The 15,356-nt window shown below is 43.1% G+C and carries 16 protein-coding genes; 2 read left to right on the top strand and 14 right to left on the bottom strand.

What is annotated here, in order from left to right:
- Positions 1–179 precede the first annotated feature (179 nt).
- From BM049_RS02965 to BM049_RS03005, 8 genes are all read right to left on the bottom strand, one after another.
- Entirely contained in the window at positions 180–626 is a 447-nt protein-coding gene (locus BM049_RS02965) for a DUF4385 domain-containing protein (RefSeq protein ID WP_091528556.1), read from the bottom strand.
- Positions 627–776: 150 nt separating this feature from the next.
- Positions 777–1,406 carry a nitroreductase family protein gene (locus BM049_RS02970; RefSeq protein WP_091528558.1) on the bottom strand — a complete coding sequence of 210 codons (630 nt, stop codon included), beginning with the start codon at positions 1,404–1,406 and terminating at the stop codon, positions 777–779.
- 332 nt (positions 1,407–1,738) lie between these two features.
- Positions 1,739–2,509 (bottom strand): ABC transporter permease, encoded by a 771-nt coding sequence (locus BM049_RS02975; RefSeq protein ID WP_091528560.1) that lies wholly within the window; start codon positions 2,507–2,509, stop codon positions 1,739–1,741.
- The gene (locus BM049_RS02980; RefSeq protein WP_091528561.1) at positions 2,502–3,437 is read right to left on the bottom strand and encodes an ABC transporter ATP-binding protein; all 936 of its coding nucleotides are present in this window, start codon (positions 3,435–3,437) and stop codon (positions 2,502–2,504) included. The genes BM049_RS02975 and BM049_RS02980 overlap by 8 nt, the downstream gene beginning before the upstream one ends.
- Before the next feature lie 269 nt (positions 3,438–3,706).
- Entirely contained in the window at positions 3,707–5,197 is a 1,491-nt protein-coding gene (locus BM049_RS02985; protein ID WP_091528563.1) for a multicopper oxidase family protein, read from the bottom strand.
- Between the two features lie 483 nt (positions 5,198–5,680).
- Entirely contained in the window at positions 5,681–5,863 is a 183-nt protein-coding gene (locus BM049_RS02995) for an SHOCT domain-containing protein (protein ID WP_091528566.1), read from the bottom strand.
- A 388-nt stretch (positions 5,864–6,251) separates the two neighbouring features.
- Positions 6,252–7,208 (bottom strand): NAD-dependent epimerase/dehydratase family protein, encoded by a 957-nt coding sequence (locus BM049_RS03000; RefSeq protein WP_091528567.1) that lies wholly within the window; start codon positions 7,206–7,208, stop codon positions 6,252–6,254.
- A 223-nt stretch (positions 7,209–7,431) separates the two neighbouring features.
- A complete protein-coding gene (locus BM049_RS03005; protein WP_091528569.1) occupies positions 7,432–7,875 on the bottom strand; it encodes an OsmC family protein in 444 nt (147 codons plus the stop codon).
- Between the two features lie 235 nt (positions 7,876–8,110).
- Here BM049_RS03005 and BM049_RS03010 point away from each other — a divergent pair, with 235 nt between their 5' ends.
- Both BM049_RS03010 and BM049_RS03015 read left to right on the top strand, forming a co-directional pair.
- A complete protein-coding gene (locus tag BM049_RS03010; protein WP_091528570.1) occupies positions 8,111–8,458 on the top strand; it encodes a DUF1475 family protein in 348 nt (115 codons plus the stop codon).
- A complete protein-coding gene (locus BM049_RS03015) occupies positions 8,445–9,113 on the top strand; it encodes a DUF3159 domain-containing protein (RefSeq protein ID WP_091528572.1) in 669 nt (222 codons plus the stop codon). Before BM049_RS03010 ends, BM049_RS03015 begins: the two co-directional genes overlap by 14 nt.
- Before the next feature lie 111 nt (positions 9,114–9,224).
- Here the strand turns inward: BM049_RS03015 and BM049_RS03020 are convergent, their stop codons facing one another.
- The 6 genes from BM049_RS03020 to rpsI all read right to left on the bottom strand — a co-directional run bounded on the left by BM049_RS03020 (position 9,225) and on the right by rpsI (position 15,352).
- Entirely contained in the window at positions 9,225–9,620 is a 396-nt protein-coding gene (locus BM049_RS03020) for a DUF2177 family protein (RefSeq protein WP_091528573.1), read from the bottom strand.
- Positions 9,621–9,633: 13 nt separating this feature from the next.
- Positions 9,634–11,403 (bottom strand): DegV family protein, encoded by a 1,770-nt coding sequence (locus BM049_RS03025; protein ID WP_177188573.1) that lies wholly within the window; start codon positions 11,401–11,403, stop codon positions 9,634–9,636.
- Between the two features lie 114 nt (positions 11,404–11,517).
- Positions 11,518–12,396 carry a DUF1295 domain-containing protein gene (locus BM049_RS03030; protein ID WP_091528576.1) on the bottom strand — a complete coding sequence of 293 codons (879 nt, stop codon included), beginning with the start codon at positions 12,394–12,396 and terminating at the stop codon, positions 11,518–11,520.
- Between the two features lie 310 nt (positions 12,397–12,706).
- Entirely contained in the window at positions 12,707–13,462 is a 756-nt protein-coding gene (locus BM049_RS03035) for a TMEM164 family acyltransferase (protein ID WP_091528578.1), read from the bottom strand.
- 168 nt (positions 13,463–13,630) lie between these two features.
- A complete protein-coding gene (locus BM049_RS03040; RefSeq protein WP_091528579.1) occupies positions 13,631–14,401 on the bottom strand; it encodes a TMEM164 family acyltransferase in 771 nt (256 codons plus the stop codon).
- 558 nt (positions 14,402–14,959) lie between these two features.
- On the bottom strand, positions 14,960–15,352 hold the full coding sequence (rpsI, locus tag BM049_RS03045) for a 30S ribosomal protein S9 (RefSeq protein WP_091528581.1): 393 nt from the start codon (positions 15,350–15,352) through the stop codon (positions 14,960–14,962).
- Between the last annotated feature and the right edge of the window lie 4 nt (positions 15,353–15,356).

Below are 15,356 nucleotides of genomic sequence, written 5' to 3' on the forward strand. Positions count from 1 at the left end.
CTTAACACCTCCGTGTCATTTCAATAGTCGGAGACTATACTGTATCTTTCATGCATACATAAGGTGACAGTATACCATGACACAGTTACGTATCAAAACATTTTTTTATCCGTTCTATGCAGGGACAAGAATCAGAGTGACAGATTTAGCCTGACTCTCATACAATGCCTCCTCCTGGGTTACCCGTACTTTTTCTGATGCTCTTTCTTCAGCTTCAGATACTCCTCGTCCTCTCTGACGATTTTCCATTTCTCTTCAAAGATAGCAGCTGATTCTGCCTTTTCTTCGTCGATCTGTCTTTCTTTAACTTCGCCGTTCTCGTCATACTTCCTGCCGCCTTTGTAGTTGGCGTAACGCCGTGACCTGGTGTAGCCCATCTGGAGATATTTTCTAGCCATATCCATGCCGACAAAGTCGCCTGCTTCTTTATATTCCAAGTATATCTGATAGATCTTATCGGATGACTCTTTTGCAATCTCAGGTGTCTTGAACCGCCAGTGCGGCAGGATCTCGCTTTTATAGGGCTCGACCATCAGAACCCCCTGCTCGCCTCTGCCCACTCTGTAGAGTTCCGGCTGTTCGCGAAAATCAATGTTGTCAAAATCCAAATCATAGTCGAACGCCATGCCTATCCCCTCTTTAAGTTTATGTTTACAGAAAACTATACATCATCTATTTCATGCTGGACGTTAATCAGTGTCTTTTATTTTGTGCCTATTCTTAGCTGGAGATTCTAAGCACCCTTTTCACCCGAAAATACAAACAATTATGACTGCTCAAATAAATGTTGTGATTTGTTCTGCGTCTAATCGTACAGTTTCTTCTACTGTTTCCGCTGCCTTTCCAATGAATAGAATGAGGACAGGGACGTAGCGTTCTTTTTCTAAGCCGAACGTTTCTGCTAGCTCACCGTATTCAAATCCACCGATCGGGGCTGTATCATAGCCGTGGCTTCGTGCAACAAGCATGAACTGCATAGCTGCTAAACTGGAATCAAGCCTCACTGCCTTTTTCATCTTCTCTTTAGGAAAACTCTTATAGTTAGGAATGATCTCACCCAGCTGCTCATCTCTTGCTTCTTTTGACATTTTCCCCTCTGCCACTGCTCTATCGTATATTTCTTCTCCGTACTCATAACACTGCAAATCTCCGAATAATAAAACCATTGCTGATGATGTATCGTTTTGACTTGTGTTCCATCGCATAAGTGGACGTAACTTTGCTTTCCCTACCTCACTATCCACCACGACAAAGCGCCAGGGCTGAAGGTTCACTGACGACGGGGCTCTTGTTGCTTTTTGAATCATTTCGAGCATTTCTTCACGGGGAATTTTAACATCCTCATCGTATACGCGTATCGTTCTTCGTCCCAAAATGATATCTGAAAAATCATTATTTTTTAACATGAGATAGCCTCTCTTCTTTTCGCTTATCACCGAATGTCAATGATCGGAAAGTATATGCCTTCATTCTACCTTTTTTCATTCTGTCGTTCGAATATAATCTCTTTTCCCAGCGATTCAACTATATACACAGGACATCTTAACTGTCAATCTGGTGATTTTAAAACAATTAGATTTAGCACCCTGCAGCAAAATCACAACACTACATTCTTATTCCCCGGCTTGTAATCGAAAGTTGCAACACATAAAAGCCTGAGCACCTCAAATATAATTCTTGAGGTGCTCAGGCTTTTATTGACTGACTTTTTAGGTTCAAAATTTTTATCTATTATGAATCAGCTTCTCAGTCCGCGACCTGTTTCAATCAAATACCAGTCGATAGCATAGAGGACCACGATGAATACCACAAGTATCCCCATGGACAACAGGATCGGTACATCGATGATACCAAGGAAACCATAGCGGAAGCCCGAGATCATATAGACGATTGGATTGACACGTGAAACGGCACGCCAGAACGGTGGCAGCATTGAGATCGAGTAGAACACTCCACCCAGATACGTCAACGGCTGGAGGACGAAGGTCGGCACGATCGACACATCATCAAAGGACTGGGCGAAGATGCCGTTCAACAGTCCTGCGAGTGAAAATAGAATAGAGGTCATCAAAAGCGTCACAATGATCATGACCCAGGAATACGCCTGAAGCGGCACGAAGAATAAAGATATAGTAGTGACAAGCGTCCCAACCAGGATACTTCTGCCTAACCCGCCGACCACGAAGCCCCACATGATCACATGCGTCGGCACAGGTGCGATCAGCAGCTCTTCAATATTTTTCTGAAACTTCTGTGAGAAAAAGGATGACGACACATTGGAATAAGAACTCGTGATCACGGACATCATGATCAGTCCGGGAACGATGAACTCCATATAGGAGAAACCTTCCATCTGGCCGATCCGCCCGCCGATCAGGTTACCGAAGATGATAAAGTACAAGGATGTCGTGATGACCGGCGGAACCAGCGTCTGCACCCAGATGCGCAGGTAACGGTTGGTTTCTTTGACGGCCAGACTTTTTAAGGCTGTGAAATATAAATTAAACATTGGCTTCCTCCACGTGTTCATTTTCTTCTGTGATTTTCAGGAACAGTTCTTCCAGTCGGTTGGACTTGTTGCGCATGGAAAGGACTTTGATGCCCTGCTGTGACAGCTGTTCAAAGACATCATTGATCCCCTGATTACGCTCGACTTCAACGTGAAGAGTCGACTCATCGACCATTTCACTCGGATAACCTGTGATCTCTGGGACTTTCCCGGATGTATCCAGATCCAGGATAAAGGTCTCAAACATAAGTTTAGACAGCAGGCTCTTCATACTCGTATCTTCGATCAGTTCACCGGCTCTTATAATCCCGATGTTGCGGCAGAGCATTTCTGCCTCTTCCAGATAGTGCGTCGTCAGGATGATTGTCGTTCCGCTTTTGTTCAGCTCTCTCAGAAAGTCCCACATCTCGCGGCGCAGTTCGATATCCACTCCGGCTGTCGGTTCATCTAAAATCAACAGACGCGGCTCATGCATCAGCGCGCGGGCGATCATGAGGCGACGCTTCATCCCCCCTGAGAGCATACGGGCACGGACATCGCGTTTTTCCCACAGGTCAGATTGTTTCAGATACTTTTCGCTGCGCTTCATGGCTTCTTTGCGCGGCACACCGTAGTAGCCTGCCTGATTGACAACGATCTGCTGGACCGTTTCAAAGGGATTGAAGTTGAACTCCTGAGGGACCAGACCAATCTGCTGCTTGGCACGTGTCAGGTCCGTATCAATATCGTAGTCGAATACTTTAACCTTGCCAGACGTCTTGTTGACGAGAGAGGTGACGACCCCTATCGTGGTCGACTTCCCGGCACCGTTTGGACCTAAAAGGGCATAGAAATCTCCATCCTCCACCGTCAAGTCGATCCCGCGCAAGGCTTTCACCCCGCCTTTATAGACTTTCTTCAAATCTTTTATCTCTAGTGCATACGTCATTGATTTTGTCTCCTTAGTTTCATTTCAATTTTCAGTTACCTAAAAAACACTCACTTTTTATTATATCACGAATCGGCTTATTTTTTGTTAGTTCCTTGGAATTGAATTAAAGCTCTATCTTATACATTAAATCTTTTTCTTCTATGACTCAATGCCGAGAGATAAATTTTATTCATTTAATTATTTAAATAATTAAAGTCCGGAAGAGAAATCTGTGAGATTTCTCTTCCGGACTTATAATTTTTAACTTCAGTCAACCACTCACTTCTTTACTCGACTAAAAATTGGCCCATCATTCCTGCATCTTCATGTTCCAGTATGTGGCAGTGATACATAAACAATCCTTTTTGTTTGAACTTAGCTAGAATCCTTACTTCTTCCCCGCTTTCTACCATTACGGTATCCTTCCATCCCTGTTCATTCAATGGCGGTTCTACGCCATTTCTCTCTATCACTTGGAACTGGACCCCATGTACATGGAAGGGATGAGGTGTTTCACCCATCATTCCCATTCCAGCCGAGTCATTACTAATAACCCATTCTTCTAATTCATTTAAGTTTAAGTGTTCATCTATTCTGTCCATATCCATTTGCTTATCATTTATTGCCACCATGGGCCCCATACCGCTCATCACAAACCTGCGTGTTTTCACGACTTCTTCTCTGTCATATTCAACTATATCTACTAATGATTCTGGTATATCGCTAGAATCAGTTGACTCTTCTACTATATTTATTTTCATCACTTCATCATTTCCGTCTCTTAAAACTATCTCATCTCCTACACGGTAATCTGAGAAGTCTACCAGTATTTCTGCTCTTTCGGCCGGTGCAAGGGACAATTCATTCATTTCGATGCTCGTTTCCAAAAAACCACCGTCTGAAGCTATTTGATGAAACGCACTACGATCACTGAAATTGAAATCATAAGATCGGGCATTTGAGCCATTCAGCAGTCTAAGTCTGATGACTTCATTTTTCACATCTAATTCTGGAGCGATCGCTCCATTAACCAATACAGTATCTCCGAGAAAACCATTCATTACATCTCTCATATTTAATTCATAAGGCATCTCCCCATTATCAGAAAATCGTTTATCCTGTATGACGAGGGGAATATCATTTACGCCATGTTCTTTGGGAATATCTAATTCTTTAGATTGTTCATCTTCGATATAAAAAAGTCCTGCCAGTCCTTTATAGACCTGTTCTCCTGTCTTATGAAGCAAATGCGGATGGTACCAGAGTGTTGCTGCCGGCTGATCTATTGTGAAATGTGGCTGCCAGCTCGTGGCAGGATCCACCACTTGGTGGGGTCCGCCATCCATCTCCCCAGGGACTTCCAAGCCATGCCAGTGGACGGTAGTAGGCTCATCCAATCCATTGTTTACATTGATTTTCACGTCGTCCCCTTTATCTACTCTGATCACAGGACCTAGATAATCACCATTATACCCCAGCGTATTGGTTTCCTGTCCTTCTATAAATTCTTTTTTCCCATATTGTACATTTAAATCAAATTCTGCTTTCCCTTCTTCAGGATTTTTGTCATCCAAGAGGGGAGGAATAGGCAGCTTATTAGCCCTTTCAGTCTGACTATCCTCAGTTTCAGCGTTTCTTCCTGAATCGACCAACTGGCTTTCATTTTCTCCCAGTGTTCCTAACCCTCTTCCTAAATCCGTGAATAAATATCCGATGTACATTATAAGAAGGAGTGCACCAAGAGCAATAATGGTAAACCGTTTTCTATTCTTGTTCATTCAGCCACCTCTATCCTTGGTAAAATAAGATTATTTATCTGCTTTGAAAATTTCCACATCAGTCGAGACTGTTTTATATTGAGAGACATCAGTACGTTTACTGGCTCATGAGATAGGACTTTTCCGACAGCATAAAGACCTCCATCTGCTCGGGGTATAAGGACAATATTATGACCTGCTGCCACAATAGCTTTGAACTCTTTTTTATAGGTTGGCATCCCCAAATCGATAAGTGAAACGACATCTTCTGGATATGAATTTACAATATATTAACCATGAGGGCTTTGAAAAGCGCTTGATAAACTCTTTAATGATCATTTGATGGTGATCACTTTGCTCGTGTTCCTTATGTTCATAGTGAGCTTCGTCAGAGTTATCATACTCATGTCTATTGCGAGAGCCTTTACTCAGCGTATGCATGCTTTCATATACCTTATTCAAAAAGCTTCCTTAAACAGCGCTTAAGACCGTTTTTATCCTGACTTACTGATTTAATAGTTCTTTCTTGTATCTGTATTCCTCAATATCTATTTCTCCCTTAGCGTATCTTTCACTTAAAATATCCAAAGCCGCATTGTTTTTCCCAGACATCTTCAGTTTACCAGTATTATCCTCGAAGTACTTGAACACGAAATAGCCTATCATAACTATTAATATTAATCCCACTCAGTTTCCTCCTCTATAAACCTTTGTTCTTTCTTAAGTTCATTATAGTCTTGGAATATGGATAATTTATGGAGTTAATACTATAGATTAATAAAGGAGCACTAAAATGGCCTCGATATGTTTTTGGTGACCACTTCTGTAGTTCAAAGGGCAGGAACGTGCTTCAATAAGTGTTTTGTGACCACTTCTGTTTTTAAAAAAATACGAACTAGTCTCAATCTGGATTTAGAAACCAGTTCTGATTGATTATTGTACTCGAACTAGTCTCAATACAGTTTTTGAGACTAGTTCCTAACAAACTTGAAGAGGAACTAGTCACTAACCTTCCTGTTTCGTCTTTAACTTAGATTGTATGCTCATCCTCTAATTATTTTTAGGTTATTTAGCACTATTTTTCAATTGTAACGATCCCTCTTTCGATATAGCTCTGCATGCTTGCCTCAACCACTTGGACAGCTGTGTATCTCGACTGAAATTCAAGCAGTCTTTTAGCCTTTTCCATACTGAAATGTCCACTTCGGGCTAAATGAAGATAAGCTACGTTTGTCTGCTTTTCATCTGCCACGTGGTCACACCATTTATCCCATGACAGGAAGCTGACTTTGGGTTCCTGTCCAGAAAAGCGATACATGGCCATGGCATAGCCGTAAAGCGTCAGTGAATCTTCAGATACGGCATAGAAGTTCTCGCCTAGAGCCTGGGTCCGGTGATTCATCGCATCCACAAACAGCTGGGCCACATCTTCAGCGTGTACCGGGTGCAGGGTCTCCATCCCCAGATTTGGCAGGCGGATTTCTTCCCCGTCCGCAATCGTCTGGAAGACACTGTCGTCGCCGTAACCCAAAGGATTGATGATCGACCAGCCGGGACCGCAGATCTGTCCGGGACTGATCATCGTTGCCGGGAAGCCGTTGACGCGAAATTCATGCAGTAAGTATTTCTCGCTTTCGTATTTCTGTCTGCCATAATCATCCAGTGGGTGTTTCTCTCTATGGGGATCGACTGGGATGGCCTCAGTCCGTCCGTGCGTCCAGATGGTCGAGCAGTAGAGATAATGCGAGAGGTCTGTCTCTTTCAGTGCCTTAACCATCTCTTTGACCTCATCCAACTTGAAACAGATCAGATCGATAACAATGTCCGCATTCATTTCTGCTATTTTTCTGTTAAATGCCGGGTCTTTAGTACGGTCCAGCATAACGTGTTCCGCTTGATCCCAGGCCCAGTCTCTGGTATAAGGTTCACTCTTTCCCCGACTCACCATAATGACCTGATGATCATCTCTAACTAATTTTGGAACTAAGTATGTCCCTATATGTCCGCTTCCACCTATGACGACGACTTTCATTTTTTAGCCTCCTTGTATTGTATGCAGCAGTTAACATGTATTCTGATCGTATTGATTCATTATAAACCTATTTTAAATGAATAAGCTGATCACGTCTTTCATCCTTCAGTTTAAATAAAAAAAGGTAAAAAAACACCCAATAGGGTGAGGTAGAATATCTGTCGTTTCTACTGTCTACTCTATTGGGACTCTTGCAAAAAATATATCGGTCATTGCATGCCGGTTACTCATTCAGATGGATAGTATGTTCGAACGTTGCAGGATTACGCAAGGTATCGTGTACTGGACACATTTTCGATACAAACGTAATAAAATCGTTGATCTCTTCTATCGTGTTATCTGCTTCAATATGGAAGTGTTCAATGATTTTGGAATAGCCGATTTTCGCATTCGGATCTTTCCCTAAGTAACCGCTGGGATCGAATTCTCCCTCGAAATCGATACGAATACTCTTGAGGTTGATCTCATGTGCTCTGGCATACGCTTGTGCTACGATACATTTGCACCCGCCTAACGCAGAAAGTAATGCTTCCATGGGATTCATTCCCTGGTCTGTGCCCCCGGCAGATTCAGGTTCATCCATAATTAATTCATGACCGCTGGCAGTCGCTTTTACTTTCATGCCACCCATTGATTCTGCACTCGCTTTTATATTCATTTTTGACATTATTTTTCCTCCTTACCTTTTGTGAATAGTTTAACATAATATCCGTAATCCCTCAAAGCTATTTTATAACTATGCTTTTATGTCTAGGAATTACACAGCCTTTTCCGGGGGATCCATGTTTAAATAGGCCTTTTCTTGTTCAAGTATGGTAAACTTAATCTAATATAACATCAGATTTTTTGCCTGAACGGCTGAAAGTTCTCTGAAAATCAGCCTGACTGAAGGAGGTAGTAAGATGAAAGCAGCAAAAATAGTAGCCTGGCTCTGCCTGCTGGCAATGACGGCCGGTTTGATCAATGCCTTTGTCAATGGGGATTTTCTTGTTGACGGTGGGGCTCTCCTTGCGAATCCATGGGGTGTTATGGCTATGATTGATCTCTATGTTGGCTTTGTCCTCTTTTCCATGTGGATCGTCTACAGAGAACAAACGCTCTGGAAAATCAGCCTATGGATCGTCACGCTGATGATTTTTGGCTTTTTGATCGGCAGTATCTACGTTCTCAAGGCTCTTTACGAATCCGAGGGTGACTGGACCGTTGCCCTTCACGGTGTGCACAGGGGGGCCACTGATGGAAAAGATTAGAGAATGGGCCGAACAGCTTAAGCTCGTCTTCAGAAATAAAACCATCGATGCGCTCTTTCCGCCCCTTATTTTTTTCCTGGCTAACCGCTTCTTCTCTCTTGAGGTTGCTGCGGGGCTGACGCTGTTTTATCTTTTTTGTCTGATCCTGTACAGGATTTTTAAGCGACATACAAAAAAATATGTCCTGGTGGGTACAGGTGGGGTGCTGTTTTCCATCGGCTTAAGTTACTTGTCCGGCAATGCTATCAACTATTATTTGCCCGGCCTGATTTCGACGACACTGATCGTGCTTGCCTGTGTTGTGTCTCTTATCATCCACCGCCCCCTGGCAGCCCTGGTGAGTCACCTGACCAGGGGCTGGCCGATTGAGTGGTACATGCGGGATGATATTCGTCCCGCCTACCGGAACGTCACGATTCTCTGGGCCGTTTATTTTATCATACGGCTGGCTATACAAGTCCCCCTCTTCTTAACGGGAGAAATCGACACGTACTTTGTCGTCAATACGATCCTGGGATGGCCGATGAATATTGTTCTCCTTATCACTACTTACGTCTTGGGTATCAGAGGTTTGAGAAAGTTATCCGGTCCGAGTGTCGAAGAATTTGAGAATAATGAAGATCCCCCTTTCGAAGGTCAGCAAAAAGGGTTTTAAAACCATTATTCAATTAAAACGCACATGTCCCTCCAAGACACGTGCGTTTTATTGTTTGCTTATGTTCAGCTCATAATAACTCAGGTCAAATACAAAAGGGCGCGTCACACTTTAAAACATGGCAGAAAAGTAGTAACTGATGAAGGAAACGAGTCCGCCTAAAGTCGTTCCCCAGATGAGATCGACGATCGTCACTTTTAGCGGCCACTTGTCGAGGGTCGCCAAGTTGGTCAAATCATAGGTTGAATAAGCGATAAAGCCAAAGAACATCCCTCTCAGCAGTGCGTCTAGAATACTTTCTGACTGTAATGCAGGGTTTATGACGAAGAATACAAGCCCTAGGATAAATATACAATAAAAAATAACAGCAGCGACCCAGTTGGTATTATCTTTCATTAGAGAGCCAATTTGATCTTTATAAAAATCCTTCGCAACAAGGCCTAACCAGATTAAATCGACCACGAAGAATACGACGAATGTGATGGCATAAGTGATAAGAAAATCCATATAAATTTGCCTCCTATTCTGTTATATAAGCAACAGCCACTGCTCCTGCGCCTGCTCCAACGGCGATCACACCTGAACTTTTAGTAAGGTATTCGGGTTCTTTATTTAATACGGCGCTCAGCTCTCGGGCAAACTCTTCTCCCAGCTGACGATCATCCACATAAGTGACCGCGTAATGCTTGATTCCTTTTGTTTCACTGATTTTTTTCATGTGTTTCAGTATTTTCTTCTTGGCTGTATCTGGGTGGAACGCGATTTTGAAGACTTCTCCTTCACCCTCATCATCCAGCGAAACGATCGGTTTCAAACCCACTTTCTTCGCGATCCCACCTGCACGCACACTGAGTCTTCCAGAAGCGATCATATTATCCAGCGTATTGATCTTAACGAGGATTTTGGACTGGCCGATCGAACGTTCTGCCTCAGACAGGATAGCCTCCACTGGTTTATCCGCCTTCAAGTTCTCCACGGCCTGCCAGACAATGAGCCCTTCCGCAACCGAATTTTGCTTCGTATCAATCACAATGATCCGCTGCTTGTCTTCATTAAACTGTTCGGCCGACTTTGAAAAGACATTGTAGGTCCCGCTCAAGGCTTTTGCGACGGTGAAGACTACGACGTTATCATAGTAAGATAAGAGATAACGGTAGGCGTCCTCTACCGTCTTAGTGGTCGGTTGAGAAGACTTCGGGTGGATTTTTTTATTCCTGGCTAACTCAAACAGCTTTTCATTGGTTATCGTCAACTTGTCTATATACGATTCTTCTCCGACAAGTAGAGAGATGTTTACCACATGAACCTGTTCATCATCGATGACTTCCTCAGGCAGATCGGCGATGGAATCCGTCACGATGACGGTCTGATATTTCCGGTGATGGATCCGGTCGTATTGTCTGACCATGTCGTCGACCTTCTGCTCTATGATTTTGCCATGACCGGACAGACGATCGAACATTTCCGCCGGATCATTCGTATGGATATGCAGTCTGGTCTTCGTTTTTCCTTTAACCTGAACGATGGAATCCCCGATATCATGTACCAGTGCTTTCAAGTCAGCAGGATCCGTTCCCTGCTCAATCAGGGCTTCCGTACAATAGCGGTAGTCTCCGATTGTATGATCATGTTCATTAATGGCCGGGATCGTCTCAAATGTATCCATGCGGTCTTCGGAAACCAGATGCCCTTTGATCCCCTCCAGAAAGCCTTTGACAAAGTAGGCGAAACCTTTGGCCCCTGAATCGACGACGGAAGATTTTTTCAGAACTTTCAGCTGTTCAGTCGTGTGCTCCACTGCACTCTCTACTTTTTCGCTCGCTGTTTCCAGAAGCTTGTCAAATGCTTCATGATTTTCTATTTCTTTGCTTAAAGCTTCGTAGAACACCGTCATCGTCGTCAGCATCGTGCCTTCGACCGGATTTTCAACTGCCTTGTAGGCGTACTCCATGCCCTCTTTGATTGCTGAGGTGAAGTTTTCTTTTGTGATGACTTCTTCTGAAGTGATGCCTTCGCTGAACCCTTGGAAATACTGAGCGAAAATGAGACCTGAATTTCCTCTTGCACCGATAATAGCTGAATCAGCAATCGTCTCTATGGTCGTCTTTGTATTTCCTTTCAGTTCCGAATGGTGGACAATACTGTGCATCGTTGAGAACAGATTGCTCCCGGTATCGCCGTCAGCCACCGGGAAAACATTGATGTCATTCAGAAAAAGGCGATTATTCATTACTTCTCTTGCACCGTTGATCAAGCCATTGTAAAGTTCATTGTATGTTATAGTCTCCATGATCTTCTCCCATCTTCTTTGACATCTTGATCGACGTCTTGCCAGCATACGATTCTTGTCCGGTTGGATATGTCTACTGGTTAAAAGTAAATTCTGCTAAACGTTTACTCTTTTTTACCCTGTCTGTCCCCAGGGAAAAATCATCGGCACACGCTGTTTATAGTCTTCCCATGCGTCGTATTTTTCCATGTTTTTCTCCAGCAGGGGTGTGGAAATTTTGATCAGCACTGTACTCATGATGACCGGTGAGATAACAAGTACCGCATAGTAGATCGGATTTATGGCACCGCTAAACATCATCGGTATACCGCTGATATATAAACCAATCCAAATCAGTATCTCTCCAAAATAGTTGGGGTGACGCGTGACGGACCACAGGCCGGACTGGAGCAGTTTCCCTGATTTCTTGTTGATATGCTGTCTCAACTGCTCATCCCCAATGACTTCAAACAGGAGTCCGGTCAGAGCGATCAGCAAACCGGCGTAGACGATATACTGAGTGAAGCCTTCAAAGTCGAAATCATTAAATCGAATGATTGAATAGCTTGCGGATCCGACGATAAAGTTTATGATTCCCTGAACCATGAAGACTCTGAAAAATGCAATGAGGACGACTTTGTCTCCCCATTCTTTGCGCCACTGGGCATAGCGGAAATCCTCAGGCTTGCCCCAATTCCGTTTCAGCAGTCTTAATGACAGTCTGAGTCCCCAGATAGTAATAAACCCGACAATAGTATAGGACAACATCGTCGGATCGTCCGTCACATACAATGTGAGCCAGCTTCCAATCACAAATCCCAGTCCCCAGCCAATGTCTACAATCGAATTGTTCTTAATTGCTGTAGCTATAAGGAATATAATGGTGAAGTAAACAAAAGTAAAGATCAGCGGAACAAGCAAGCCGTCTAGACCAATATTAGTAAATCCTTGCGTAGCTATTGCCAGTGTTGCCAGAAACAGCAGGGGGTAAATAATAAGTCTTTTTTTATCCATAGCACACCTCTTTGATTTTTTTGGCCGTCTCTCAAGACTCTCACAGAGAAAACGCCCATTTAACTTTATACAACTTGAGTATAACACTTCTTATTATACTCTAAAACACACATATTCAGTTAATGAGATGCAACCGAATTCTTCTTTATGATTATCTTTAAAATCTTCGGCTGGAACTTTATACGTATTCCGGTCATTTCTTCAGGTATACCAATTATGACGATGGCTATTGTTTTTTAACATATTTACATCAGATGAGCCAAAAAAAGACATGAGAGCTTCTTCTCTTACCTGCCAACCATTCTGCTGTTCAATCAGCTCGTTTCCTGACGTAGCGGAGTTTCGCCAGCAGATACATCAGGAACATGACCATCGCTCCTATAATGGCAAGTGACAGAAGATAAACCGGATTGAATGTCATTCCAGATACTGTGACAGCAGAGCCGAGGTTGTATAAGTACTTTAAAGGCGCTGCCGCTCCCGGATCATTGGTAAAAAAATAATTAGTTCTTTCATTAAAAATATCAGTGAACCATTTATTTACGATAACAGACAATACATACAGCGGCACCGTAATCGCATAAGCTTTTAAAAGGGCTCTCCGGTCGATCCGGATCATCTCTGTCAACAGCAGATAAAGCCCCGTCGCTACGATCAGCATATGCCCTGAAACATAGGCAAGGCCTCGAATGCTGAGTACATTACTGTAGGTTTCCAGTGCACCGGCAAATATGACGGCTGCCAGACCTGCAGGTACAGTCAGGCACCAGGCGATCGCGTTTATCACACGAAAATTAGGGTTGATCGCAACGATGAGCAGGAGGATGTTGGCAAAGTGAGAGACATGGAAAGGGAAAACCTCAGGGCCTAAGCCTACAGTACTGAAAATATAAACTTGTCTGGTGGCTAATATGCCTACCAGAGTTATCCCCATCGCTATAGCAACGTATCGTTTGACAGTAAAGGGTTTGTCTTGAGTGAGTTTGTATAAAACAACGCCAACGACGAAAGGAAAAACGACCATAAAGTAATGGAACGCACTCCACATTTCAAACTGCATCTGCATACTCTATACATCCTCTCAATCCTTTATCAGTTTCGCCGACAAGCCGAATTATCCGATTAGTTATCACAACTTCAGAGTAAGTACGGCAAAACAGCTCCGGCCTCTGCAAAGGTCAGGCTACTGTTTGAAAAAACCATTATTCACAATAATACATAAACTGATGTATCTTCAGTTAGCCAGTTTCCTGTGAGCTTCGGAACTCTGATTGACATATCGCAGTTTTGCCAGCAGATACATCAGGAACATGACCGCAGCTCCTACAACTGCCAGGGAAAGAAGGTAGACCGGGTTGAATGTAAGACCGAATGCTTCGATAGTGGAGCCGAGGTTGTATAAATCTTCTAAAGGCGTCCCCGCTTCCGGTGCATAGCTGTAGAAGTAATTGGATTTTTCATCGAAAATAGCGACGAACCAGTTGTTCACCATGACCGACAGCACATAGAGCACCGCTAATACTTCATACGCCTTTAAAAGCGCTCGCCAGTCGATTTGAATCATTTTGGTCAGTAACAGATACAGCCCTGTCGTGACGATCAGCATATGCCCGGAAATATAGGCCAGACCTTGAGTATTCAGGACGTTACTGTAATTCTCCAGCCCATCGGCAAAAATGACTGAGACCAGACCGGCAGGAACATTCAGGCACCAGGCAATCGCGGCTGTTACTCGTAGATTAGGATTGACCGCAACGATAAGCAGCAAAATATTGGCAAAGTGACAGACCTGAAAGGGAAACACTTCGGGACCTAAACCGTCATTATTGAAAATGTAAATTTGTCTGGCGGCTAGTATGAGCACCAGGATGCTCCCCAATACTATTGCAACTTGTCGTTTTGCAGCAAAGGACTTATGCTGCGTCATTTTATATAAGATTATCGCAAGGACGAATGGAAAAATCATCATAAAGTAATGAAACGGACTCCACATTTCAAACTGCATCTGCTTCTCCCCTCTCAACGTTGCTTCTTTTTCAGCTTAAACCGAAACGTTTCGGATCACACGGCAATTTTTTTAAAACAACTAAAACTCTTTATATATATCATGGGTGGTTTTTCTAATTTTTTATCGCTCTCATTTACTTAATATTATCATTCTTTGCAGATTATTCATAAGATTTGCATAGGACGTTTATTCCTCAAGAAGGTATCCAGCCAATATTTCCGCACAATTAGACCAATTAAAAAACACCTTCCAGAAGGAAAGTGCCTTGAAGTAATGTATAGAAACTTACTTATTTAAAAATGATCGGAGCTTTTCGCATGAACTTTCGATCGTTTTTAAGGTGTATCGCTTTGGATATCTCTTCCGCCGCCACTTTGCTGTTTCTTTTTAATGACTTCTAGCATTTTTTCTTTTGCATTCACATTTCCCACCGCCTTTTAACTACTAATACTACTCATCTTAAATTTGATACCTGGAAAGTTTATGTCGACTCATGACCAGAAAAAAAGAACCCCTTCGAAAAGGAGTTCTTTTTGATATTCGCAAAATGTAAGTTTAACGTTTTGAGAACTGTGGAGATTTACGGGCTTTTTTCAAACCTGGTTTCATACGTTCCTTCATGCGAGAGTCACGTGTCAATAAACCAGCAGATTTAAGTGGTCCGCGGAAATCTGGATCTACTTGTAATAGCGCGCGAGCGATTCCGTGACGAGCAGCGCCTGCTTGTCCTGAGAATCCACCACCGTGAACATTGATTCTAATGTCGTAGCTGTCTACTGTATCAGTAACTGCTAGTGGCTGTTTTACGACTAAGTGCAAGTGTGGGAAGTTGATGTATTCAGTAATATCTTTACCGTTAAAAGTGATTTTACCAGAACCTGGAGTCAAGATAACACGAGCTGTTGAGTTCTTACGACGACCAGTTCCGAAATATTGTACTTGTGCCAATGGA

Source organism: Alkalibacterium subtropicum, from assembly GCF_900112455.1.
GTDB lineage: Bacteria > Bacillota > Bacilli > Lactobacillales > Carnobacteriaceae_A > Alkalibacterium > Alkalibacterium subtropicum.